Below are 23,470 nucleotides of genomic sequence, written 5' to 3'. Positions count from 1 at the left end.
ATCGGTTACTCCAGCCGCGTGACGAGGGTGCGGCTCCCGCCCTACGCTGGCCTCATGACCACCCCTCCTCCTCCGCAGCCGCCCCAGCCCCCGTTCGGGGCGTACACGCCTGTGCCGCCGATGCGTCCCGAGGACGAGAAGTTGTGGGCGACCCTCACGCATCTCAGCGGCATCTTCACGGGATGGGTCGGGCCACTCGTCGCCTACCTCGTGCTGCGCGACCGCGGTCCGTTCGTGCGCGCGCACACGGCCGCCGCGCTGAACTTCCAGCTCACGATGCTCATCGCCAGCATCGTCGGTGCCATCCTCATCCTCATTGGCATCGGTCTGCTGATCCTGTTGGCCGTCTACGTGCTGCTGATCGTGATCGCGATCATCGGCGCCGTGAAGGCGAACCAGGGGCAGTGGTACAACCCGCCGGTGACGATCCGCTTCGTTTCCTGAGCCGCGTCGCCCCGGCGAAGAGGCCCGGATAGACTGACGGATGCCGCGTTCTGCGGCATCCGCGCTGTCGCGCACCCTCTTCACAACGACCATTGGAGCCACCGTGGCCGAGCAGTCCCGTCTCGACAAAGTCATCGCCCTCGCCCGCCACCGCGGGTTCGTCTTCCAGGCGGGCGAGATCTACGGCGGGTCGCGGTCGGCGTGGGACTACGGCCCCCTCGGGACCGAGCTCAAGGAGAACATCCGCCGCCAGTGGTGGCAGACGTTCGTCCGCGGGCGCGGCGACATGGTCGGCCTCGACTCGTCGATCATCCTGCCCAAGCGCGTGTGGGAGGCATCGGGGCACGTCGCGACGTTCACCGACCCGCTCGTCGAGTGCCTGCAGTGCCACAAGCGTTTCCGCGAGGACACGCTGATCGAGGACTTCGAAGCCCGCAAGGGCCGCAAGGCCGAGAACGGTCTCGGCGATGTGCCCTGCCCGAACTGCGGCACCAAGGGTCAGTACACCGAGCCGAAGTCGTTCTCGGGTCTCGTGAAGACCTACCTCGGCGTCGTCGACGACGAGAGCGGGCTCTACTTCCTGCGCCCCGAGACCGCTCAGGGCATCTTCGTGAACTTCTCGAACGTGCTGACCGCGTCGCGCAAGAAGCCGCCGTTCGGCATCGGCCAGGTCGGCAAGGCCTTCCGCAACGAGATCACGCCCGGAAACTTCATCTTCCGCACGCGCGAGTTCGAGCAGATGGAGATCGAGTTCTTCACGCCGCCCGCCGAAGCCGGTGAGTGGTTCGACCACTGGGTCGAGGCGTGCTGGAACTGGTTCCTCGACCTCGGCATCGATCCCGAGAACATGCGGCAGTTCGACGTGCCCGAAGAGGACCGCGCCCACTACTCGACCGCGACGATCGACGTCGAGTACCGGTTCGGCTTCGCGGGCAAGGAGTGGGGCGAGCTCATGGGCGTCGCCAACCGCACCGACTATGACCTTTCGAGTCACATCGAGGCGTCCGGGCAGAAGCTCGCGTACTTCGACCAGGCATCCGGCGAGACCTACGTCCCTTACGTCATCGAGCCGTCCTTCGGTCTCACCCGCGCCATGATGGCGTTCCTCGTGGACTCCTACCGCGAGGAGGAGGTGCCGAACGCGAAGGGCGGCACCGACACCCGCACGGTCCTGGGCCTCGACCCGCGCCTGGCGCCGGTAAAGGTCGCCGTCCTGCCGCTGAGCCGCAATGAGCGCCTGTCGCCGCTGGCCCGCAAGGTCGCCGACGATCTGCGCGCCAACGGCTGGAACGTGGACTTCGACGACGCGGGTGCGATCGGACGCCGGTACCGGCGCCAGGACGAGATCGGTACGCCGTTCTGCGTCACGGTCGACTTCGATTCGCTCGACGACGACGCCGTGACGATCCGCGATCGCGACTCGATGGCGCAGGAGCGCGTTTCGCTCTCCGAGCTGCACACCTACCTCGCCCCGCGCCTGCGCGGCGCCTGACCCCGCGACGCCTCGTGCCCGCTGCGGCGCGAGGCGTCAGCCCTTCGCGGCCTTGGCTTCCGCCTTCGCGGCGCGCTTGTGCTCCCGCACCTTCGTGAGCGATTCCGGCGAGACGATGTCGGCGACCGAGCGGAAGGAGCCCTCCTCGCCGTAGGCGCCGGCGGCCTCGCGCCACCCGTCGCCCGTGTACCCGTACTGCTTGCCGAGCAGGGCGAGGAAGATGCGCGCCTTCTGGTCGCCGAACCCCGGAAGCGCCTTCAGCCGCTTCAGCACCGTCCGCCCGTCGGGCTCGCCCTGTGTCCACAGCGCCGCGGCGTCGCCGCCCCACTCGTCGACCAGCGTCTGGCAGAGCGCCTGCACGCGAGCGGCCATCGAACCGGGGAAGCGGTGGACGGCCGGGGTCTGGCTGAAGGCGGCCACGAACTCCTCGGGATCGGCAGCGGCGATCTGCGCGGCATCCAGCCCACCCGTGCGGTCGCGGATCTTCATGGGGCCGGCGAATGCGGTCTCCATCGCGATCTGCTGGTCGAGCAGCATCCCGATCAGGAGGGCGAGGGGTTCGTCGGTGAGGAGTGCGTCGGCGGCACCGTCGCCGGTGATGTGCAGGGCCATGCCTCCATGTTCCCACCGTCGGCAAGGTGCGGGTGGGGGAGGATGGGAGGATGACCGCCGACGCCGCCACCGACCTCATCTCGCAGGCCCGACGGGCGCGGGTCGCCGTCGTCGGGGGCGGGATCGCCGGGCTCGTCGCGGCACTCCGCTGCGCGAAGGTCGGGATCGGTGTGACGCTGTTCGAGGCGGGCGATCGCCTCGGGGGGATCGTCGCCTCCGCCGAGCTCGATGGGACGATGACGGATGTCGCGGCCGACGGCTTCCGCGTCGCCCCCGGCGCCCTCGCCGAGCTCATCGACGAACTGGGCCTGCGCGACGCCGTGGTCCCGGCGCAGGATGCCGACACCTGGGTCGCCGGTCCGCACGGCGTCGCGCCGCTGCCGGCGGCGTCGATCCTCGGCATCCCGGCCAACCCGTTCGACCCCCGCGCGCGCCGGATCATCGGTGCACGCGGCGCGTGGCGGGCGTACGTCGACCGCCTGCGACCGCCGCTGACGATCGGTGCCGAGCGGAACCTCGCCACCCTCGTGCGCCAGCGCGTGGGGGCGCGGATCCTGGACCGCATGGTCGCGCCCCTGACGTACGGCATCCATGGCGTGCCGCCCGAGCAGGTGGACGTCGATCGCGCTGCTCGCGGTCTGAACTCCGCGCTCACCCGCACCGGTTCGCTCTCGGGTGCGGTCGCGCAGCAGCTGGCCGGGAAGGATGACGCCGCCCCTTCCCGCGCGAGCATCGGGGGCGGGATGTCGGTGTTCGTCGATGCTCTCGCGGAGCGCCTGACGGACCTCGAGGTCGAGGTCCGAGCGGCGACGGAGGTCACCGAGATCGAGCGCGCGGGTGCCGGGTGGTCGCTGTCGTGGGCGGCGGCCGACGGCGAGAGCGGCGTCCACGAGGCGGATGCGATCATCGTCGCGACACCCGAGCGCACCGCTCGACGGCTGCTCGCCCCGCACCTGGACGGCCTCGACGGCCCGACCCTTTCTCCGGAAGACGTCGACGTCGTGACGCTCGTCCTCGACGCCCCGGGCCTCGACGCGCGTCCGCGGGGACACGCGGTCTACGCCGTCCCGGGCGAGGCGGCGGCGCTCGCGGTCGTCCACGCGACGGCGACGTGGCCGCATGAACACGGCGAACCGCACATCGTCCGTGTGACCCTGCCCGCCGGCGAAGGGACGGATGCCGAGGCGATCGCCGCAGCCACGGCGGCGGCCGCCGAGCTCCTCGGCACCGACGTGGGCACCGTCCGCGCCGCGTACCGGGCGCGCTGGCCGCGCGCGCTGCCGTCGTCGGCCCTGTCGCCCGCGCGCGAAGAGCTGCGCCGTGCGGCCCGCACGAACGATCGCCTCGGCGTCGTGGGCGCCTGGATCGACGGCACCGGGCTCGCCCGGGTCGCCACCGATGCCGAGACCGAAGCGGAACGCATCCGATCGGGCCTCCTGTGGCACTCCGACGGTGAGGGTGCAACGACCTGAGCCACCTGTCAAGGGTGGATACCGCGAACGGCATGCGCCGATACGCTGGGTGCTCGGCACCACATCGCTTCGAACGTGAGGAATCGCCATGAAGGGCAAGATCGGAATCGTCGTCGGACTCACCGCCGGCTACGTCCTCGGGGCCCGCGCGGGCCGCCAGCGCTACGAGCAGATCAAGGACGCCTACCTGCGGGTGTACAACACGCCCGCCGTGCAGAAGCAGGTGGACAAGGTCGCCGAGTTCGGCAAGTCCGCCGCGTTCGCCCTGCCAAGCGTCCTCTGGAACGGTGCCGTCAAGGTCACCCGCGCCGCGACCACCTCGGGCACCCCGGGCCAGAAGCTCGACGCCGCGCTCGACGCATCCGAGGATGCGGCCGACGACGTGAAGGATGCCGCCAAGACCACCGCTGACGCCGTGACCGGCTCCGCGAAGAAGCCGGCGAGCCGGGCCTCGTCCGGTTCGACGGGCAGCTCGCGCAAGAAGCCCTCGTCCGCGTCATGAGCACCCCCCGCGGATTCCGGGACCGCCGCGACGAGAGTCTCCTCGGTCTCGTCGGAGAGCTGCCCGAGCTCGTCAAGAACCTGATCGTCGCCGAGATCACCGCGGCGAAGACGTGGGCGGCGCGGACCGGGAAGGATGCCGGCATCGTCGGCCTCTGGTTCGTCCTCGCCCTCTTCTTCCTGTTCTGGACGCTGCCGGCCATCGGCGCGTTCACCGTCATCGGGCTGTCGTCGTGGATGGCGCCCTGGCTGGCGGCTCTCATCCTCGTCGTGCTCGGACTGCTGCTGGTGGTCATCACCGCGTTCCTCGGGTTCCTGAGGGTCCGGCGTATGAAGAATCGTGAGAATCCCGCGAAGGCACTGTCTACCGACGCCCGAATCGTGAAGGAAGTGGCCGATGAGTTCTGACCTCCCCCGCACCGCCGTCCCGCTCGGGATCACCGACCCGGTCGAGCGTGCGCGCGCTGAGCTGAAGGCGGCCCTCGCCGCCATCGAAGAGAAGGCGAACGTCCCCAAACGGGCGGCTCGCGCCACGCGGCGCGCGCAGGTCTCGGCGCGTGGATTCGCGGACCGCAACCCGTCCGGTGCCGCAGTCGCCGTGGTCGGCGCTGCGTTGGCCGTCGGCGTGGTCGTCTGGGGCGTCGTCCGCCTGTACACGCGCTGACGCCTCCCCGCGTCGTCGCTTCCGACGCCGGGGGTATGCTCGGAACAGGCAGCGGCGACGGCGCGAGTGCTGCCGACGACACGGTCCCGAACGTGCGCATCCGCGCTCATGTCGATGAGCGTCGGCCGTCTCGCTGCGGGGCGGCCACCGCCTATACGAGAGTCGAACCATGAACACATCCGCTGCGACAGCACCGAAGCCCCTCAAGGGCTGGCGTGTGCTCGTCCCGCGCGGAGGTCCCTGGGGTGACAGCGTCGCCGCCGCTCTGCGTGCCCAGGGAGCGACGCCGGTCATCGCTCCGCTCATCAACTTCGCACCCTCCGAAGACCCGACCGACCTCGAATCCGCACTCCGCGACCTCGCTTCAGGCGCGTTCGACTGGGTGACCCTCACGAGCTCGACCACGGTCGACGTCCTGCATGCGTACCGAGCGGTCATCCCGCACACGACGCGCGTGGCCGCCGTCGGCGAGACGACCGCCGCCGCTCTCGGCGCCGTCGGCTACCGCGTGGATCTCGTCCCCGAGGAGGACAACTCCGCCGCCGGCATGGCCGCTCAGCTCATCGCGCTCGAGCCCGACCCGATGCGCGTGCTCACGCTTCGCAGCGAACTCGCCAAACCCGTCCTGACCCGACTGCTCGAAGAGGCGGGGCACGACGTCCGGAGCGTCATCGCGTACCGCACCGTCGGCGTGCCCGTGACCGACAAGGTCGCCACCGATGTCCGTTCCGGACGCATCAACGCGATCCTCGTCACGAGCGGATCGGTCGCCGAGCAGGTGTACGAGCAGTTCCCCGAGATCCCCGAGGCGACCGTCATCGCCGCCATCGGCCCCCGTACCGCGAAGGATGCCCGCCGTGCGGGCCTCGGCGTCAGCGTCACGGCGAAGGAGCAGACGGTCGCCGGTCTCATCGCCGCCGTCGGTCAGTTCCCGCTCCCGCACGCGATCGACGAACTCGCCCCTCCCACCGGTTCGTTCCCCCGAATCCAGGGCTGAGGCCGTGGTCGAGACCGTATCGTTGCGGCTCGGGCATCCGTCGCGGTGGATGCGTTTGGCAGACTGATCCCATGGTGACGCTGCTGCTCGATTCGTCGCGACTGGAGGTCGCGCTCTCCGCCACCGAGCGTGTGCTGGCGTTCCGCAAGGATGCCGTCCGCGTCGAGCGCGCGCACATCGTCAAGGTGCAGCTCGTCGACGATCCGTGGACGTGGCTGCGCGGCGTCCCCGCTCCCGGCACCGTTGTCCCCCGGACGGTTGCCATGGGGGTCTGGCGTTCCGCCGGCGGCGACGATTTCGTCCTCGTCCGGCGTCGGAGGCCGTCGGTCGTGATCGACCTCGAGGGCGACGCGGAGTTCCAGCGGCTCGTGATCACGACCCGCCACGGTCTGGCGCTCGTGCAGGCGCTCCGCCTCGACGTCGAGGATGAGCCGACCGACGTCGTCCAGCTCGTCACGACCGAGATCCCGGTGCAGAGCGGCGATGCCTCGGCGGGTCCGACGGGCCGGCCGTCCCGGCGTCGCGCGCCGCGCCCGGCGCAAGCCTGACCGGTACAGTCCTGACCGACGCCGCTCTCGGCCGGTGCGGGGAGCGGCCCGGTAACGTTGCCCGGGTGAGTGAACCCGCGGCATCCCCTCTGCTCGTCCGTGCGGAGGGCAGTGTCGGGCGCATCACCCTCGACCGGCCCGAAGCGATCAACGCCGTCGACCACGGCATGATCCGCGGCATCGCCGACGCGCTCGAACGCTGGGAGCACCATCCCGACATCCGCCTCGTCCTGCTCGACGGCGCGGGTGACCGCGGCTTTTGCGCCGGCGGCGATGTCCGGACCCTCCGCGAGCAGATCCTGGCGGGGGATGCCGAGGCCGCGATGGGCTTCTTCCGAGACGAGTACGCGCTCAATGCGCGCATCGCCGCTTACCCGAAGCAGATCGTGGTCTTCGCCGACGGCGTCACGATGGGCGGGGGGATCGGCCTCGCCGGTCACGCCTCGGTGCGCATCGTGACCGAGCGTTCGCGCCTGGCGATGCCCGAGACGCGCATCGGTTTCACCCCCGATGTCGGCGGCTCGTGGCTGCTCGCGCACGCTCCCGGCCGCATCGGCGAGTACCTCGCGCTGACGGGCAGGACGATGGATGCCGCCGACGCGATCTACGCCGGATTCGCCGACCACCTCGTGCCCGCCGACCGGCTGGACGACGTCCGCCACGCGCTCGTCACGCGCGCCGACCCCGACACCCCGACCGAGATCGCGATGCTGTTCGACGAGACGCCGGAGCCGTCGCGCCTGGCGTCGGCGCGCCGGTGGATCGACGACGCCTTCGCGGCCGAGACGGTCGCCGACGTCATCGCGCGCTTGCGGGCGCGGCCCGAAACGGATGCCCACACCACCGCGGACGAGCTCGAGACCCAGGCGCCGACGGCACTCACCGTGACCCTGGCCGCCGTGCGGTCCGCCCGAGGGGTGCCCGGGCTGCGGGCGGCGCTCGCGCAGGAGTACGCCCTGGTCGAGTGGTTCGGGCGGACGCAGCCCGACCTCGTCGAGGGCATCCGCGCACAGCTCGTCGACAAGGACCGCTCGCCCCGGTGGCAGCCCGCGACCCTGGCCGAGGTCCCTGCGGGCACGGCGGCGCAGGCGCTGTCGTTCACCCCGACCGTCCCCCTCTGGAGCTGACGTGTTCGACAGTCCTCTCTCCGCCTCGGCCTACGAGGTGCTCGGCGTCGCGGTCGATGCGACCGACGACGATCTCCGCAAGGCCTATCGCCTGCGTCTGAGGCAGACCCACCCCGACACCGGCGGCGACGCCGCGCAGTTCGTGCAGGTGCAGCGTGCGTGGGAACTCGTCGGCACCGCCGAGGCGCGCGCCTCGTACGACCGGGGGCAGGGGTTCGGAGACACCGTGTCGTACGCGCCCGACGCGTCCGCTCCGATGTGGCGTCCGGCCGCGCGCCAGACCGACACCCGGCCGCGCGCCCGGTCGTTCGGACAGCCCGGCGGCTGGCGCCGCGAACGCTACCTCGACCTGATCCGCGAGTGGGCCGGCCGCGGCGTCGACCTGCCCGATCCGTACGACCCGGCCCTGGTGCGGAGCGCCCCTCACGAGGTGCGGCGGCTCTTGGCGGACGCGCTCGCCGAGGAGGCGACGGCGCGCATCGTCGCCGAGCTCGGGATGGGGTACACGGTCTGGCACGACGTCGCCGCCGACCGCCGCGATCCCGACGTGAAGCTCGATCACATCGTGCTGGGCCCGAGCGGCCTGTACGCCGTTCTCTCGGAGGACTTCGGAGCGCCCGTCCGCACCCGCCGGGGCGAGATCGAGGGCGACGCGGTCGTGGGCTCGCCGGTCGCGCAGCTCGTGCTCGCGGCGCGCGGGCTCGGCCGCGCGGCGAAGGTGAAGTTCAGTGCGGCGCTCGTCGTCCTGCCCGACGACGACGTCGTCTCGGCGGTCGAGGAGCTCGGCAAGGTGAAGGGTCTCCCCGTGGCCGTCGTCGCCCGCAGCGCCCTCGCGACGGTGCTCCGCCGTGGCGTCAGCGGAGCGCGCGAGATCGGCGGCAACGAGCTGTTCGACGTGCGGACCCGACTGCAGCAGACGGTCCGGTTCGCCTGAGCGTCAGCCGCCGATGCCCGTGAGTTCGAGCGGGTGCGTCAGCCGCCACCAGGCGTCGGGGCCGGGCAGGGCTTTCTCGACCCTGAGCGGCACCTCGACCTCGGCTGCCGGACCCGTCAGCGTGAGGTCTCCGGCGTCCGCGCCTGCCGTCGCATCGCCCTCGACGTCGAAGGATGCCGCGCTCTTCGCGGTCGCGCCGTTCCACAGCAGCAGCGACGCATCCTTCTCCGTGACGATGCGGCTCTTCGCGCCCCACGCCGTCCTGGCCTCACCGACGACGGTCCCCGCCGGAAGGACCGTCGGAGCAGCGGCCTCGTCGGCGAGGTCGCCGAGCAGGCGCTCGGCCTCGCCGGCACGCGCATCGTTCGTGGGCTGCCCGGCGACCGAGGCGAAAATGGTCGTGGGGATGCCGCCGACGTCGATCTTCTGCGCGGCGACGAGGTTGTAGTACCCCGCGTAGCTACCGGTCTTCAGCCCCACGACGCCGTCCGTGCCGAGGAGGGCGTTGGTGTTCTCGAACGTCCCCGCGCCGGGGAGCTCCGCGGTCTTGGTCCCGACGATCTCGGCGATCACCGGGTTCTCGAGGGCCTTCTCGGCCAGCGCGATCATCGCCGCCGGGGTCGCCACGTTGCCGCGGTCGTAGCCGGAGGCATCCGTCACCGTGATGCCGTCGAGGCCGTTCTTCTCGAGCCACGCATCGGCAGCCGTCGCGTAGTCGGCGACGGAGCCGAACGCGTCGGTCGCGAGACGGTTCGCGTAGTTGCTGGCCGACGCCATCAGCATGCCCTGGAGCATCTGGTACTCGGAGAGGGAGCCGTCGTCGGGCACGTTCAGGGCCGACTGGTTCTGCGCGACGTAGCGCCAGTACTCCTGCCGGTCCGCGAAACCGAAGTCGTAGGCGGGCCCCTGCTCGCCGGACGCGAGCGGCTTCTGATCGAGGATGACGAGGGCGGTGACGAGCTTCGTGGTGCTCGCCATCTGTGCGGGATCGTTCGACGAGACCGCCGCGGGGAAGCCGTCGATGCCGACCGCGGCCCCGCCGGCGGCGGGCCACGAGATGGCGCTCGGAGCACCGGCCAGCGGCGCCGTCTCGGTCGCCGTCGCCGTCGCTGTGGTGGACGAGAGCGGCCAGAGCAGCATGGCCGTCGTGTAGGTCGTCGCAAGGGCGACGATCGCGAGCGCGGGAATCCCGATCACGCGTCCGCGGATCCGCCGCCGACGTCGCATCGGCGGCAGCAGGTCGTACGCCGCCCCGCCCGTCGCCGGGGCGACGCGGGTCGTCGGATGCCCGTCGTCGTCGACCCAGGCGAGAGCGAGCCTCGTCGCCGGCGCGGGGTCGTCGGAGGGTCGGGTGCGCCGGGGCCGGCGCGTGCGGGTAGCGGCGTCGTCCACGGTCACGGGACCACGGTATCGCGCCCGGGGCTGCGGCTATACTCGACCCACAACCACGGGAGTCCGGTGAGCCGGGCTGAGAGGAAGCGACCCACGCTTCGACCGTCGAACCTGATCCGGATCATGCCGGCGCAGGGAGGAGAACACACATGCATGCTGTCGCGTCCGAAACCGACACGCTCACCGCTTCGTCACCGAACCGCTCCCGCTGGCGCGTCGTCGACATCGTCGTCGCCGCCGTCCTCGGCGTCGCCGTCGGACTCCTGTTCTGGTTCTGGAACGGGGTCGGCTACGGCTGGTTCGAGGTGATGGATGCCGCGACCCCCGGCCTCGGCGGCTTCGCCGTCGGCATCTGGCTGATCGGCGGTGTCATCGGCGGTCTCGTCATCCGCAAGCCCGGTGCCGCGCTGCTGGTCGAGGTCGTCGCCGCCGTGGTGTCGATGATCATCGGCAACGTCTGGGGCGCCTCGACCCTGCTGTCGGGTCTCGTGCAGGGTCTCGGCGCGGAGCTCATCTTCGCCGTGTTCCTCTACCGCCGCTTCGGAATCGGGGTGGCCGCACTCGCGGGCGTCGGCGCGGGCGTCGCGGCCTGGATCTTCGAGTTCTTCTTCGGCTCGTCGCCCAACATCGCCAAGACGCTCGAGTTCAACCTCATCTACCTCGGCACGATCATCGTCTCGGGCATCGCGCTCGCCGGTGTCGTGGGGTGGCTGCTCGTCCGCGCCCTCGCCAAGACCGGCGCACTCAGCCGGTTCGCGGCCGGTCGAGAACAGGCGGACGAGGTCTGACCGGCGGGTCCCGGCCCGCGGGACTGCGCGCCCGCGGGTGGGGTTGGCGCTACGCCGGCCGGCGCCTCCCCGCCGTGCGCGAGGTCGATCTCGACATCGCGCCCGGGGAGCGCGTGCTGCTCCTCGGTGCGTCGGGTGCAGGCAAGTCGACGCTCCTCGCCGGGATGGCAGGTCTGCTCGGCGGCGACGAGGACGGAACGACGTCGGGGCGGATGACCGTCGACGGTGCCGACCCGACCACCCAGCGCGGCCGGGTCGGGCTCGTGTTGCAGGACCCCGACGCCGGGGTCGTCCTGTCCCGTGTCGGCGACGACGTCGCCTTCGGGTGCGAGAACCTCGGCGTCCCGCCCGAGCGCATCCCCGAGCGGGTGCGCGCGTCGCTCGACGCCGTCGGTCTCGACGTGCCCCTGGACCGCGAGACGGCGAAGCTCTCGGGCGGACAGAAGCAGCGCCTCGCGATCGCGGGTGTGCTGGCGATGGATCCCGGCCTGCTCCTGCTCGACGAGCCGACCGCCAACCTCGACCCGGTCGGGGTGCGAGAGGTCCGGGCCGCGGTGGGGCGGGCGGTGGATGCCACCGGCGCCACGCTCGTCGTCATCGAGCATCGCACGGACGTCTGGGTCGACCTGATGACGCGCGTCGTCGTGCTCGACGCGGACGGGGGTCTCCTCGCCGACGGCACGCCCGCCGAGGTGTTCACGCGTCACGCCGACGCGCTCCTCGCCGCGGGGGTCTGGCTGCCGGGGCATCCCGTCGACCTCCCCGCGCTGCCGTCGGCCGCGGCGGGCGGTCCGGTCGCCCTCCGCGCTCGCGGGCTCGCTGTCTCGCGCGACGGGCGGACCCCGGTGCGCGAGGGACTCGACATCGACGTGTCGGCAGGCGCGGCATCCGTCGTCACCGGTCCGAACGGCGTCGGCAAGTCGACCCTCGCCCTCACCCTGGCGGGCCTGCTGCCGGAGTTCGCCGGGACGGTCGAGGCGGGCGTCGTGCCGGCCGGACGAAAAGGTGTGCGGCCGTCGCGGTGGACCTCGCGCGAGCTGCTCACCCGCATCGGCACCGTCTTCCAGGACCCCGAGCATCAGTTCCTCGCCTCGACCGTCCGCGCCGAGCTCGAGGTCGGTCCGCGCGCGCTGAAGCTGCCCGCCGCTGAGATCGATGCGGTCGTCGACGGCCTGCTCGACAGGCTCGGGCTCGCCGCGCTCGCGAGGGCGAATCCGTTCACCCTGTCGGGCGGGCAGAAGCGGCGGCTGTCGGTCGCCACGGTTCTCGCCACGTCCCCCGAGGTCATCGTCCTCGACGAGCCGACGTTCGGGCAGGACCGCCGCGGGTGGGCGGGCATCGTCGCGCTCCTGCAGGAGCAGATCGCCGGCGGCCGGGCGGTCGTCGCGGTCACCCACGACGAGGACGTCGTCCGGCTGCTGGGCGGACAGCGCATCGACCTCGGGGTGGTGGCGTCATGACGCTCGCGCGCTCCGGCATCGAGACGGCGAGGCGGGACGCCTGGCTCGACGGCGTGAACCCGGCCGTCCGCATCCTGATCGCCTTCGTCCTGTCGATCCCGCTGCTGACGACGATCGACGCGGTCAGCGCAGCGGTCGCGGTCGTGCTCCTGACGCTCTGCATCCCCCTGACCGGCATCGGCGTCGGGACGGTCCTCCGCCGTGTGGCGCCGATCCTCGTCCTCATGCCGGTCGCGGGGCTCAGCATGCTGCTCTACGCGGAACCGGGCGGACGGGTCTACGCGTCGTTCTGGTACGCCACGATCAGCGACGACTCCATCGCCTTCGCGGTGGCCGTCGGCATCCGCGTCATCGCGTTGGCCCTGCCGACGATCCTGCTGTTCAGCCGCGTCGACCCGATCGAGCTCGCGGCCGCCCTCGCCCAGATCGTGCGGCTGCCGGCGCGGCTCGTGCTCGGCGTCCTGGCCGGCACGCGGACGCTCGGCCTGTTCGTCGACGATTGGCGCGCGATGCGGCTCGCACGGCGTGCCCGCGGCGTGGGGGACCGGAACGCGGTGCGCCGGTTCTTCTCGATGGCGTTCGTGCTGCTCGTGTTCGCGGTGCGACGCGGGACGAGACTCGCGACGGCGATGGAGGCCCGCGGGTTCGGCTCGGCGATCCAGCGCACGTGGGCGCGCACGTCACGGCTCTCGCGGCGGGACGCTATCGCCGTGGTCGGCGCCCTCGCGATCATGGCGGCGGCGATCGGCGTCGCGGTGGCCGTCGGCTCGTTCCGGTTCGTCTGGATGTGACGCGCCTGGCGCATCCGTCGCGCGGGCGCCCTCAGCACACGTACGCGAAGCAGATCGAGCGGGGCATCGTCTCGGCGTACGGCTCGTAGACCGGGATGCGGGTGAACCCGAGCGACTCGTAGAGGGCGACCGATTCGGGCTGCGGGATGCCGGTCTGCAGGATGACGCGCTCCGCGCCGCCCAGGCGGGCCCGGTCGAGGGCAGCATGCATGAGGGCGCGCGCGATGCCGCGGCCCCGGGCCGCCGCGGTGACGACGAGTCGCTTGATCTCCCATTCGTCGCCGAGGCGGCGGAGGATGACGTGGCCCGTGGGGGTGCCGTCGGCATCCACCGCGATCAGCGTCGCGACGATGTCATCCGGGTGCATCGCGAGCGCGCGGGAGCGGGCGGCGCGGCGTTCGGCCGGCTCGTCGCCGTGGAACCCGTCGTAGCGGGCGCCGAGGTCGGCATCCAACTCGTCTCGGAGTGCCGTCGCACGCGGGTCGTCCCACGCGACCTCGAGGAGGCGGGGTCCGGTGCTCGTCCGTTCGCTCACCGGACGAGCCTATGCGCCCGGCCGCGGGTCGGTCTTCGCTCGCGCCATGTGGCGGGTGTTCCGCGCCGCGCGTCGCCCTTCGGCGCGAGCGAACGACCCCGGCGGCTGGTAGCGTCCGCGGTATGACCGCCGGCACCGCAGCGTCGCGCCCCACCGGGGTGGCCGCGGTCCTCGCGGTCGCCGTCATCCAGGTGCTCGCGATCGTCGTCACCGCGGTGCTCTGGTTCTTCCACACCGTCTTCGCCGGCGGTGCCTGCGGGGCGTCGTGCGACGGGGCTGCAGCGGATGCCGCGGGCATGCTGTTCATCGCGGCGGCGGCAGCGAGCATCCTCGTCACCGTGTCCGCGGCGGTCGTCGCCGGCCGGACCGGCCGGGACCTCGCCTGGGTGCCGCTCGTCTCGACGGCCCTCGTCGTCGCCGGCTACCTCGCCGCGGTGGCGGTGTTCGACGCCGCCATACGGTGACGCCTCACGTCGCGTTCCACAGGTCGCGGTAGTACGCGAGGCGTTCCTCGTCGGGGCCGACGCCGTACGCCTCGAGCAGCAGGCCGTCCCAGCCGGGGCCGTAGTTCCAGCCGGTGCTCATCGCCGCAACGGCGATGTCGCCCCAGCGGTCACCGAGTCCGAGCTGCCCCAGGTCCACGTGACCGCTCCACCGGCCGTCGTCGCCGATCAGCGTGTTCGGCGCGCACGCGTCGCCGTGGCACACGACGAGCTGCTCGATCGGCGGCCCCTCCCGAAGGTCGGCCGGCACGACGACACCCCGCTCCGCCGCGTTGGCGATCCGTGACGGCACGGTCCAGTCGAAGGGGCAGGATGCCACGGGCAGGCTCTCGTGCAGGGCGCGAAGGCCCTCGCCGATCGCTCGGACCGCCGTCTCGGGACGCGCCACCCAGTCGGGGTGCACCGCCGAGAGCCCGGCGATCGATCTGGTGACGAGCCACTCGGTCTCCCCGTCGTCGCCCTGCTCGACGACGGTCGGTACGCGGACGTACGGCGCAGCCCAGGCCAGCCGTTCGGCCTCGTCGGACATCGAGGTCTCGAGGTGGACCGGTCCGATCTTGATGTAACGCTCGTCGTCTGTGCGCAGCGTCATCCCGCCGAGCTTGTTGGTCCAGACCGGTGCGAGGGCAGCGCCGCGCGCGAGCCGGCGCGCGATCGGAGGCACCGGAGCGTCGTGCTGCGGGATCGACATCCCCTCATCCTGCCGTCGCAGGGACGGGTTTGTCGTGCCCCCAGCGTGGGACGGCTAGCCTGGAGGCATCCCGTCGCCGTGGCACCCAGTCGCGCGCACAGTGAAACCCGATACCGTTCGAAGGAGAGCGCATGGACATCGCCGGATCCTCCGCCGTCGTCACCGGGGGAGCCAGCGGGCTCGGCCTCGCCACCGCCCGCCGCCTCGCCGCGCAGGGCGCGCACGTCGTCATCGTCGACCTGCCGTCGTCCGCCGGAGCCGATATCGCGGCCGAGCTCGGTGGGACCTTCGCCGCCGCCGATGTGACGGATGCCGCCCAGGTCGAGGCCGCGGTGGCCGCGGCATCCGCCGTCGCCCCGCTCCGCGTCGCCGTCAACTGCGCCGGCATCGCGCCGCCCGCGAAGGTCCTGGCCCGGGACGGGTCGCCGAACGCCGTGGCGGACTTCGAGCGGATCGTTCGCATCAACCTCATCGGCACGTACACCGTCATCGCGCACGCGGCGGCGGCGATGGCGGCGACCGAACCCACGGTATCCGGGGACCGCGGCGTCATCGTCAACACCGCGTCCGTCGCCGCCTTCGACGGGCAGATCGGGCAGCCGGCGTACTCCGCGAGCAAGGGCGGCGTGCACGCCATGACCCTGCCGATCGCGCGCGAGCTGGCGCGCTCCGGCATCCGCGTCTGCACGATCGCGCCCGGGATCATGGAGACCCCGATGCTCGCGGGGCTCCCCGAGGCGGCCCAGGAGTCCCTCGGTCAGCAGGTGCCGTATCCCACCCGGCTCGGCAAGCCCGACGAGTACGCGGCGCTCGTGCAGCAGATCGTCGAGAACGGGTACCTCAACGGTGAGACGATCCGCCTCGACGGCTCGATCCGCATGGCCCCCAGATGAGTGGAGAACCGATGAGCGACACGATCCTGCTGCAGCGCGACGGCGCTCTCGCGCGGCTGACCTTCAACCGCCCCGCGTCGCTGAACGCGATGGACTTCGAGATGGGCACGCGCTGGCGCGACCTCGCGCACGAGCTGACGAGCGACGACACGGTCGGGGCGATCGTGCTGGATGCCGCGGGCCCGGCCTTCTGCGCCGGTGGCGACGTCGTGCAGATGGCGACCTCCGGAGGCAGCGGAGACACGATCACCGAGATGGCCGGCGTCATCCACGACGGCATCCGGACGTTCGTGGAGTCGTCGATCCCGATCGTGGCCTCCGTCCAGGGCGCGGTCGCCGGCGGTGGACTCGGCCTCATGCTGACGGCCGACTACATCGTCGCGTCGCCCCGCGCGGTGTTCGTCAGCAAGTACGCGAACATCGGGCTCACTCCCGACCTCGGGGTCTCGACCCTCCTGCCCGCCGCGATCGGGCAGCGCCGCGCGCTGCGGCTGCTCCTCTCCGACACGACGATCGATGCGCCCACGGCGCTCGAGTGGGGGCTCGTCGCGGAGGTCGTCGACCAGCCCGGCGAGCGTGCCGAGCAGATCGCGCGCGCCTGGCTCGACGGAGCCACCGGCGCGTTCGGCCAGGCGAAGCGCCTCGTCCGCACCGGTGCACACCGGCCCTTCGCCGACAACCTCGACGACGAGGCCCGCACGATCGGCGCCGCGTTCGACACCGCCGACTCGAAAGCCCGCGTCGCCGCGTTCGCCGCGGCATCCCGTTCGCGTCGATCCTGATCCCCTGGAGAACCCATGACCCTCGCCGGAAAGACCATCCTCATGTCGGGCGGCAGCCGCGGCATCGGCCTCGCGATCGCCCTGCGCGCCGCGCGTGACGGCGCGAACATCGCGCTGCTCGCCAAGACCGACACGCCTCACCCGAAGCTCGAGGGCACCGTGCACTCCGCCGCGGAGCAGATCCGCGCGGCCGGCGGCAACGCGCTGCCGATCGTCGGCGACGTCCGTGACGACGGCGACATCACCGAGGCCGTCATGAAGACGCAGGGCGAGTTCGGCGGCATCGACATCGTCGTCAACAACGCCTCGGTCATCGACCTGTCGGGCTCGCTCGAGCTGGCCGCGAAGAAGTACGACCTCATGCAGGACGTCAACGTGCGGGGCACCTTCATGCTGTCGCGCGCGGCGCTGCCGATCCTGAAGGATGCCGCGAACCCCCACATCCTCTCGCTGTCGCCGCCCCTCAACCTGTCGCCGAAATGGCTCGGCGCGCACACCGGCTACACGCTCGCGAAGTACGGCATGACGATGGCGACGCTCGGCATGGCCGCCGAGTTCGCGAAGGACGGAATCGCCGCCAACTCCCTCTGGCCCCAGACGACGATCGCCACCGCCGCCGTGCAGTTCGCCCTCGGCGGCGACCGGATGATGAAGGTCAGCCGCACGCCCGAGGTTTACGCCGACGCGGCGTACGAGGTGCTCTGCAAGCCGGCCCGCGATTACACGGGCCAGACGCTCATCGTCGAGGACGTGCTGCGCGAGGCCGGCGTCACGGACTTCTCGGGCTACGCCGCGACGCCGGGCACGCCCGACACCGAGCTGTTCCCCGACATCTTCCTCGACTGACCCGTTCGCGGAAGCAGGAGTCTCGGCGCGACACGCCGAGGGTCACGAGCGGATGCCGGGGCGTCGCGCCCGATCCATTGCATCCGCGCACGCGCCGCGGCACACGCGCATCGACCGCCGCGCGCAGCCTCAGACGAGGCCGAGCTTGACGAACGCGTTCCAGACGCCGTCGTCGAGCACGTCGGTCGTGACGTTCCCGGCGCGCTCCTTGAGGGCGGGGTCGGCGTTGCCCATCGCGACAGGGGAGCCGACGACGTCGAACATCTCGGCGTCGTTCCAGCTGTCGCCGATGCCGATCGCGTCGGCGACGTCGAGGCCGAGCGTGTCGAGGACCCGGAGGATCGCCGACCCCTTGTTCACGCCGCGCAGGCCGATCTCGCCGTTCGATCCGCCGGGGAGCGGGATGCTGCCGGGGATGACGTGGAACCGGTCGCCGAGGTCGGCCTGGGCCCGGTCGACGCTGTCGGAGCGCTTGCTGATGAACGTGGTCTTCGCGATCGCGTCGAGGTTCGCTTCGCTGATGGGTCGATACGTGACGATCGGCTTCGGCTCGATCGTGTCGGTCTGGCCGAGCCGGCGCGCCTCTTCGAGGTGGCGCTTGCGGCGCTCGGCGAAGTACTCGTCCAGCATCCCGCCGACGCCCTCGCTCGCGAAGACGGCTTCATCGGACTGCAGGAAGAAGTCGATGTCCTCGGACTCGAAGTACGAGATCAGCCGGTCGGTGTCCTCGCGGGGCATCGGGTCGGCGAACAGCAGCTCCTCGCCGCGGACGGCGTACGCGCCGCCGTTCGTGATGGCGCCGTCGTATCCGATCTCACGGACCTTGGGGTGGATGTCGCCCGCCGCGCGTCCCGTGCAGAGGTAGACCAGGTGCCCGTTCTCACGCGCCGTCCGGATGGCGGTGATCGTCGAGTCGGCGATCGCCGTCCCGTGCTCGAGGATGGTTCCGTCCACGTCAAGGAAAGCGATGCGCGTCATCCCTCCATTCTCCCGGATGGAGATGGACGGCCGGTGCGCGCCGGGGTCAGAGCTTCTTGCGCAGGAAGACCTGCTCGGTGCCGTCGTCCCCGGGCACCCGCTCGCTCTCCTCGTACCCCTCGCGCTCGTACAGGCGGATGTTCGCCTCGCTGAGCGACCCGGTGAACAGCTCGGCCGTCGTCGCGCCGGCCTCACGGCCCCGCTCCTCGACCGCGGTGAGCAGGCTCGTGCCGAGCCCGGAACCCTGCTGGTCGGGGGCGATCGCGATGCGGCCGATGAGCAGCAGATCCCCGTCGACGCGGGCACGCACGCAGCCGACGATGCGCTCGCCCTCGAGAGCGACGCAGCCGAGGTTCTCCTCGAGCTCGGCCCGCACCTCGTCGAGGGTCTGCGTGAGCGGCGGCATGTCGACCGCGTTGTAGATGAGCGCCTCCTGCACGAAGGCGGCCCGTTGCAGGGTGAGGACCTCGCCCGCGTCGTCGACGGAGATCGGGCGGATGCGGGGAGTCGTCACATCATTCAGCGTAATGCGGGACCGGGGCCGAAGCCCCGCGAGCCTAAAGTGACCGCATGCCCGATGTCCGCACCGCGATCGCCGACCGCCCCCTGATCCTGGACGGGGGACTCGGGACGATGCTCGAGGCTCGGGGGCACGATCTCACCGGCGCGCTCTGGTCGGCCGGCGTCCTCATCGACGCGCCCGGAGACGTCCGCGACGTGCACGCCGAGTTCGTCGCTGCGGGCGCCGAGGTGATCACCACCGCCTCGTACCAACTCGGGTACGACAACCTCGGCGCGGCCGGGTACGACGGGGCGGCCGTCGACGGGCTGCTCGCGGCGTCGGTCCGGCTCGCCCGCGAGGCGGCGGAAGGACGGGCGTGGGTCGCGGCATCCGTCGGTCCCTTCGGAGCCGTGCGCGCCGACGGCAGCGAGTACACGGGCGACTACGGGATGACGGTCGCCGACCTCGCCCGCTGGCATCGCCGTCGGATCGAGGTGCTCGCCGGTGCGGGACCCGACCTGCTCGCTATCGAGACCATCGCCTCTCCCGCCGAGGTCGAGGCGATCGCCCTCGCGCTCGAGGGGATCGACGTCCCGGCATGGATCTCGCTCTCGGCAGCGAGTACGGCGTTCGAGGGTGACGGCCTCGCAGGCGCGCTCGCCGCGGCGGCCTCCGCCCCGGGCGTCGTCGCGGTCGGCGCCAACTGCTGCGCGCCGCCGCTCATCACCACTGTGCTCGACCGTGTGCCGACGGGGACGGCCGCCGTCGTCTACCCGAACAGCGGCGAGACGTGGGACGCGGCATCCCGGTCCTGGCGGGGCGAGGCGGGAGCGGCGTTCACCGAGGCGGAGGCATGGGTGGATGCCGGTGCCCGCCTCATCGGCGGATGCTGCCGGACGACCCCCGCCGACATCGCGGCGCTCGCGGCACGGCTCGGCGGCCCGGGACACAGCGATGCGGCCGTGGCGAACCACGACCGCATCGGGGGGTGAGTCAGCGCGAGAGCGATGCGCCGTTGGTGCGGATCACCTCGGCGTACCAGTCGAACGACGCCTTCTTGTAGCGATCGAGCGATCCCGATCCGTCGTCGTTGCGGTCGACGTAGATGAATCCGTACCGCTTGCTGAGCTGCGCCGTCGACGCCGAGACGAGGTCGATGCAGCCCCACGTCGTGTAGCCCATGAGATCCACGCCGTCGGCGATCGCCTCGCCGACGGCCTCGAGGTGCGCCTGCAGGTAGGCGATGCGGTAGTCGTCCTGGACGGTCTTCACACCGTCGACCTCGACCAGCTGGTCCTTCGCACCGAGGCCGTTCTCGACGATGAACAGCGGCTTCTGCCAGCGGTCCCAGAACTGGTTGAGCACGAGGCGAAGGCCCACGGGGTCGATCTGCCAGCCCCACTCCGACTCCTTGAGCGTCGGGTTCTTGACGCCGCCGAAGAGGTTCCCCTCGCCCATGACGCGCTTCGACTCGTCGGTCGTCTCGCAGATCGAGGAGTAGTAGCTGAACGACACGAAGTCGACGGTGTTCTCCTTAAGGAGCGTCCGGTCCTCGTCGGTGATGGTCAACTCGACGCCCTGTTCGCGCAGGCTCCGCAGGTAGTAGCCGGGGTACTCGCCGCGCACGTGGATGTCACCGAAGGCGAGGTTCACCCGCTCGGTGGTGAGCGCGGCGAACACGTCGTCGGGGTCCGGGGTCAGCGGGTACACCGGCATCGACAGCACCATGCAGCCGATCTGCGCGTTCGGCGCCAGCTCTCGGGCGGCCTTCGTCGCCAGGGCGGATGCCACGAGTTCGTGGTGGATCGCCTGGTACAGGTCCGAGGGGGACAGCTCGTCCTTGGGGGTGTTGATCCCGCCCGACATGAACGGCGCGTGGACGATCGAGTTGATCTCGTTGAAGGTCAGCCAGTACTTCACGCGCGCGCCGTAGCGCGAGAAGAGGGTCCGCACGTAGCGCTCGTAGAACCCGATCATGTCGCGGTTCACCCAGCCGTCGTAGGTCTCGGCGAGGTGCAGCGGCGTCTCGTAGTGAGAGATGGTCACGAGCGGCTCGATGCCGTGGCGCTCGAGCTCGTCGAGGACGCGGTCGTAGAAGGCGAGGCCGGCTTCGTTGGGCTCCGTCTCGTCACCCTTCGGGAAGATGCGGCTCCAGGCGATCGAGAACCGGAAGGTCTTGAACCCCATCTCGGCGAAGAGCGCGATGTCCTCGGCGTAGCGGTGGTAGAAGTCGATGCCGACCTGCTTGAGGTTGTCGTCCGTCGGGCCGTCGGTCCGGGGGGTCATGATGCCCTGCGGCATCACGTCCTGGATCGAGAGTCCCTTGCCGTCTTCGAGGTATGCGCCCTCGAGCTGGTTCGCGGCGGTCGCGCCGCCCCAGAGGAAGCCGTCGGGGAACGAGATGGTGCTCATGAGTCGCTTTCGTGTCGTGTCGTGTGTCTTCGAGGGGGAGGGTGGATGCCGGGCGCCCCCGCTTCGGGTGCGGGCGGCACCCGGCATCCGGATCGAGTCAGGCCGTGACGGCAGCGGACTCGACCGAGACCGCCGTGAACAGCGGCTCGCCGTGCGAGACGGGGCCCGAGGCGCGGTCCGTGATCGCCGGGTAGAGCTCGCCGTTGGTGACGACGATCGGGGTGGTCAGGTCGTACCCGGCCTTCTCGATCGCGTCGCCGTCGAACTCGAGGAGCAGATCGCCGGCCTTCACCTGCTGGCCGGTGGTGACCTTCACATCGAAGTGCTGTCCGGCGAGCTTGACGGTGTCGATGCCGATGTGGATCAGCACCTCGGCGCCGTCGGCGTGGCGCAGACCGATCGCATGACCGGTCGGGAAGGCCGCGGCGATCGTCGCATCGAACGGCGCGTACAGGGCGCCGCTGCGGGGGAGGATCGCGACGCCGTCGCCGAGCGCGCCCTCCGCGAACGCGGCATCCGGCGTCTCGGACAGGTCGACGACCGTCCCGTCGAGCGGGCTGAGGACGACGAGGTCGTTCTCCGCCGAGGCCGGCGCGGGGGCGGCTTCCTCGGCCGGCTCGACGAAGCCGACGATCGCGGTCAGCAGGAACGGGACGACGATCGCGACGCCGAGGCCGATGATGAGCATGATCATGTTGCCGTTGCCGAAAAGCGCCGGGAGGGCGAGACCGGAGGGGACGACGAACGCCTTCGCGAAGACGCCGCCGATGCCGATGATCGCGCCACCGATCGCGCCGCCGACGATACCGAAGGCGAACGGGCGCTTGAGCGGCAGGTTGATGCCGTAGATCGCGGGCTCGGTGATCCCGGCGAGGAAGCCTGACAGTGTCGCGGGCGCGGCCAGCGACTTGAGGTTCTTGTTCCGGGCGCGCACCCAGACACCGGCGACGGCGGCTGCTTGCGCGAGGACGGCGGCGAACACGGGCCCGACGAGCAGGATCTGCCCCGTCGTCTGGAACTCGAGGGTGAACAGCGGGACGAGGCCCCAGTGCAGCCCGAAGATCACGAAGACCTGCCAGAGGCCGCCCATGATGGCGCCGCCCGCCCACGGAGCGTTGTCGAAGACCCAGCCGATGCCCTTGCCGAGGCCGCCGCCGAGGAGGTCCGAGATCGGGCCGATGACGACGAACACGAGCGGGACGGCGAACAGAACCACGATCATCGGGGTCATGAAGCGCTTCACGGCGCCCGGCAGGACGTGGTAGAGGAACTTCTCGGCGTGGCTCTGCAGCCACACGACCACGATGATCGGGATGACGCTCGAGACGTAGCTGACCATCGTGAACGGGATGCCGAAGAAGGTGAGACCCGGCTGGCCCACGAGGCCCGCCATCGTCGGGTAGACGAGGGCTCCGGCGATGGCCAGCGAGGTCCACTCGTTCGCCTTGAAGTACCGCGCGGCGGTGATCGACAGCGCGATCGGCAGGAAGTTGATGAACGCGTCCGACAGGGCGTTGAGGACGGCGTAGGTGGTCGTGTCCGTCGTGATCCAGTTGAAGGTCACCGCCGCGGCCAGGAACGCCTTCAGCAGACCGGTTCCGGCGAGCGCCCAGAGGACGGGGGTGAAGATCGACGAGATCATCGAGATGAAGCGGTTGAACAGATTGCCCTTCGGGGCATCGGTCGCGGCGCCGTCGGCAGAGGCTGCGCCGAGCTTCGAGATCTTGCCGATCTCGGCGAAGACGTCGGGAACGTCGTTGCCGATGACGACCTGGTACTGGCCACCGGCCTGAGCCACCGTCACGACACCGGGCGTCGCCTTCACGGCGGCGGTGTCGGCCTTCGACTCGTCTTTCAGCACGAAACGCAGCCGGGTCGCGCAGTGCACGAGCGAACTGACGTTCTCTTCTCCGCCGACGCCCTGGAGGACTCCGGCCGCGGTCTTCGAGTAGTCCATGGGGACACGCTCTTCCTTGCCGCATCGGCGCGGCAGTCTCGGGTGGGGCACGCGTCGGGTCCGTTTCCGGGCAACAAAAAAACCTGAACTCGTTCATCGCTCGAAAGCGAGGTGAGTTCAGGTTTTGCCTGCTGCCGCAGTAACAATCC

The 23,470-nt window shown here is 71.1% G+C and carries 26 protein-coding genes and 1 riboswitch; of the genes, 18 read left to right on the top strand and 8 right to left on the bottom strand.

The features are described from left to right. The first annotated feature begins 54 nt into the window (after window positions 1-54). Complete coding sequence (locus Q9S78_RS00235; RefSeq protein WP_040570577.1) at window positions 55-444, top strand: DUF4870 domain-containing protein; 390 nt, start codon at window positions 55-57, stop codon at window positions 442-444. Window positions 445-547: 103 nt separating this feature from the next. Continuing rightward, on the top strand, window positions 548-1,936 hold the full coding sequence (locus tag Q9S78_RS00230) for a glycine--tRNA ligase (protein WP_018187470.1): 1,389 nt from the start codon (window positions 548-550) through the stop codon (window positions 1,934-1,936). A gap of 36 nt (window positions 1,937-1,972) precedes the next feature. On the opposite strand, the gene Q9S78_RS00225 is transcribed toward Q9S78_RS00230, so the two are convergent. After that, a complete protein-coding gene (locus tag Q9S78_RS00225) occupies window positions 1,973-2,548 on the bottom strand; it encodes an HhH-GPD-type base excision DNA repair protein (RefSeq protein ID WP_311868055.1) in 576 nt (191 codons plus the stop codon). A gap of 50 nt (window positions 2,549-2,598) precedes the next feature. Here Q9S78_RS00225 and Q9S78_RS00220 point away from each other — a divergent pair, with 50 nt between their 5' ends. The 8 genes from Q9S78_RS00220 to Q9S78_RS00185 all read left to right on the top strand — a co-directional run bounded on the left by Q9S78_RS00220 (window position 2,599) and on the right by Q9S78_RS00185 (window position 8,791). Next, complete coding sequence (locus Q9S78_RS00220; protein ID WP_311868053.1) at window positions 2,599-4,020, top strand: protoporphyrinogen/coproporphyrinogen oxidase; 1,422 nt, start codon at window positions 2,599-2,601, stop codon at window positions 4,018-4,020. An 88-nt stretch (window positions 4,021-4,108) separates the two neighbouring features. Then, the gene (locus tag Q9S78_RS00215; protein ID WP_116227543.1) at window positions 4,109-4,522 is read left to right on the top strand and encodes a hypothetical protein; all 414 of its coding nucleotides are present in this window, start codon (window positions 4,109-4,111) and stop codon (window positions 4,520-4,522) included. Continuing rightward, window positions 4,519-4,929: a phage holin family protein gene (locus Q9S78_RS00210; protein ID WP_116227542.1), complete on the top strand. Its 411-nt coding sequence runs from the start codon at window positions 4,519-4,521 to the stop codon at window positions 4,927-4,929. The genes Q9S78_RS00215 and Q9S78_RS00210 overlap by 4 nt, the downstream gene beginning before the upstream one ends. Further along, window positions 4,919-5,185 (top strand): hypothetical protein, encoded by a 267-nt coding sequence (locus Q9S78_RS00205; RefSeq protein ID WP_018187465.1) that lies wholly within the window; start codon window positions 4,919-4,921, stop codon window positions 5,183-5,185. The genes Q9S78_RS00210 and Q9S78_RS00205 overlap by 11 nt, the downstream gene beginning before the upstream one ends. Before the next feature lie 169 nt (window positions 5,186-5,354). Beyond that, the gene (locus Q9S78_RS00200) at window positions 5,355-6,182 is read left to right on the top strand and encodes a uroporphyrinogen-III synthase (protein WP_018187464.1); all 828 of its coding nucleotides are present in this window, start codon (window positions 5,355-5,357) and stop codon (window positions 6,180-6,182) included. Between the two features lie 71 nt (window positions 6,183-6,253). Then, window positions 6,254-6,730, top strand: coding sequence for a hypothetical protein (locus Q9S78_RS00195; protein WP_020098578.1), 477 nt, complete (start codon window positions 6,254-6,256; stop codon window positions 6,728-6,730). Between the two features lie 65 nt (window positions 6,731-6,795). Then, window positions 6,796-7,857, top strand: a complete 1,062-nt coding sequence (locus Q9S78_RS00190; protein WP_311868050.1) for an enoyl-CoA hydratase/isomerase family protein — start codon at window positions 6,796-6,798, stop codon at window positions 7,855-7,857. 1 nt (window position 7,858) lies between these two features. Further along, a complete protein-coding gene (locus tag Q9S78_RS00185; protein ID WP_020098580.1) occupies window positions 7,859-8,791 on the top strand; it encodes a J domain-containing protein in 933 nt (310 codons plus the stop codon). Window positions 8,792-8,794: 3 nt separating this feature from the next. Here Q9S78_RS00185 and Q9S78_RS00180 read toward each other — a convergent pair whose 3' ends face one another. After that, window positions 8,795-10,189, bottom strand: coding sequence for a D-alanyl-D-alanine carboxypeptidase family protein (locus Q9S78_RS00180; RefSeq protein ID WP_311868046.1), 1,395 nt, complete (start codon window positions 10,187-10,189; stop codon window positions 8,795-8,797). Between the two features lie 39 nt (window positions 10,190-10,228). Next, window positions 10,229-10,338: riboswitch (TPP riboswitch) on the top strand. Here Q9S78_RS00180 and Q9S78_RS00175 point away from each other — a divergent pair. From Q9S78_RS00175 to Q9S78_RS00165, 3 genes are all read left to right on the top strand, one after another. Further along, complete coding sequence (locus tag Q9S78_RS00175; RefSeq protein ID WP_018187459.1) at window positions 10,333-10,971, top strand: ECF transporter S component; 639 nt, start codon at window positions 10,333-10,335, stop codon at window positions 10,969-10,971. It overlaps the preceding riboswitch by 6 nt. Window positions 10,972-11,045: 74 nt before the next feature. After that, window positions 11,046-12,431: an ABC transporter ATP-binding protein gene (locus Q9S78_RS00170; RefSeq protein WP_311868045.1), complete on the top strand. Its 1,386-nt coding sequence runs from the start codon at window positions 11,046-11,048 to the stop codon at window positions 12,429-12,431. Then, the gene (locus Q9S78_RS00165) at window positions 12,428-13,222 is read left to right on the top strand and encodes an energy-coupling factor transporter transmembrane component T family protein (protein ID WP_311868043.1); all 795 of its coding nucleotides are present in this window, start codon (window positions 12,428-12,430) and stop codon (window positions 13,220-13,222) included. The genes Q9S78_RS00170 and Q9S78_RS00165 overlap by 4 nt, the downstream gene beginning before the upstream one ends. Window positions 13,223-13,253: 31 nt before the next feature. Here Q9S78_RS00165 and Q9S78_RS00160 read toward each other — a convergent pair whose 3' ends face one another. Continuing rightward, window positions 13,254-13,757, bottom strand: coding sequence for a GNAT family N-acetyltransferase (locus tag Q9S78_RS00160; protein WP_311868041.1), 504 nt, complete (start codon window positions 13,755-13,757; stop codon window positions 13,254-13,256). A 122-nt stretch (window positions 13,758-13,879) separates the two neighbouring features. Here Q9S78_RS00160 and Q9S78_RS00155 point away from each other — a divergent pair, with 122 nt between their 5' ends. Further along, on the top strand, window positions 13,880-14,221 hold the full coding sequence (locus tag Q9S78_RS00155) for a hypothetical protein (RefSeq protein ID WP_311868039.1): 342 nt from the start codon (window positions 13,880-13,882) through the stop codon (window positions 14,219-14,221). A gap of 4 nt (window positions 14,222-14,225) precedes the next feature. Here Q9S78_RS00155 and Q9S78_RS00150 read toward each other — a convergent pair whose 3' ends face one another. Then, window positions 14,226-14,951, bottom strand: a complete 726-nt coding sequence (locus Q9S78_RS00150; protein WP_311868037.1) for a phosphotransferase — start codon at window positions 14,949-14,951, stop codon at window positions 14,226-14,228. A 131-nt stretch (window positions 14,952-15,082) separates the two neighbouring features. Between Q9S78_RS00150 and Q9S78_RS00145 the strand changes: the two genes are divergently transcribed. Genes Q9S78_RS00145 through Q9S78_RS00135 form a run of 3 tightly spaced genes read left to right on the top strand, consistent with a single transcriptional unit; the run spans window position 15,083 to window position 17,472 of the window. Further along, window positions 15,083-15,844 carry an SDR family NAD(P)-dependent oxidoreductase gene (locus Q9S78_RS00145; RefSeq protein ID WP_311868035.1) on the top strand — a complete coding sequence of 254 codons (762 nt, stop codon included), beginning with the start codon at window positions 15,083-15,085 and terminating at the stop codon, window positions 15,842-15,844. Window positions 15,845-15,855: 11 nt separating this feature from the next. Beyond that, complete coding sequence (locus Q9S78_RS00140; RefSeq protein WP_311868034.1) at window positions 15,856-16,626, top strand: enoyl-CoA hydratase/isomerase family protein; 771 nt, start codon at window positions 15,856-15,858, stop codon at window positions 16,624-16,626. Between the two features lie 15 nt (window positions 16,627-16,641). Beyond that, window positions 16,642-17,472, top strand: a complete 831-nt coding sequence (locus Q9S78_RS00135; RefSeq protein ID WP_311868032.1) for an SDR family oxidoreductase — start codon at window positions 16,642-16,644, stop codon at window positions 17,470-17,472. A 129-nt stretch (window positions 17,473-17,601) separates the two neighbouring features. On the opposite strand, the gene Q9S78_RS00130 is transcribed toward Q9S78_RS00135, so the two are convergent. Beyond that, window positions 17,602-18,450 carry a Cof-type HAD-IIB family hydrolase gene (locus Q9S78_RS00130; RefSeq protein WP_018187450.1) on the bottom strand — a complete coding sequence of 283 codons (849 nt, stop codon included), beginning with the start codon at window positions 18,448-18,450 and terminating at the stop codon, window positions 17,602-17,604. A gap of 46 nt (window positions 18,451-18,496) precedes the next feature. Further along, window positions 18,497-18,964: a GNAT family N-acetyltransferase gene (locus Q9S78_RS00125; RefSeq protein ID WP_311857999.1), complete on the bottom strand. Its 468-nt coding sequence runs from the start codon at window positions 18,962-18,964 to the stop codon at window positions 18,497-18,499. Window positions 18,965-19,020: 56 nt separating this feature from the next. On the opposite strand from Q9S78_RS00125, the gene mmuM reads away from it, so the two are divergent. Beyond that, window positions 19,021-19,944 carry a homocysteine S-methyltransferase gene (gene mmuM / locus Q9S78_RS00120; protein ID WP_311868031.1) on the top strand — a complete coding sequence of 308 codons (924 nt, stop codon included), beginning with the start codon at window positions 19,021-19,023 and terminating at the stop codon, window positions 19,942-19,944. A gap of 1 nt (window position 19,945) precedes the next feature. On the opposite strand, the gene Q9S78_RS00115 is transcribed toward mmuM, so the two are convergent. Together Q9S78_RS00115 and Q9S78_RS00110 are read right to left on the bottom strand one after the other, a co-directional pair. Continuing rightward, the gene (locus tag Q9S78_RS00115; RefSeq protein ID WP_311868029.1) at window positions 19,946-21,364 is read right to left on the bottom strand and encodes a glycoside hydrolase family 1 protein; all 1,419 of its coding nucleotides are present in this window, start codon (window positions 21,362-21,364) and stop codon (window positions 19,946-19,948) included. 97 nt (window positions 21,365-21,461) lie between these two features. Continuing rightward, complete coding sequence (locus tag Q9S78_RS00110; RefSeq protein ID WP_311868027.1) at window positions 21,462-23,321, bottom strand: beta-glucoside-specific PTS transporter subunit IIABC; 1,860 nt, start codon at window positions 23,319-23,321, stop codon at window positions 21,462-21,464. Window positions 23,322-23,470: the final 149 nt, after the last annotated feature.

Source organism: Microbacterium aquilitoris (assembly GCF_031932285.1).
Taxonomy (GTDB): Bacteria; Actinomycetota; Actinomycetes; order Actinomycetales; family Microbacteriaceae; genus Microbacterium; species Microbacterium aquilitoris.
Note: the sequence above shows the minus strand (reverse complement) of the source record. Positions and strands in the feature narration are given on the sequence as shown.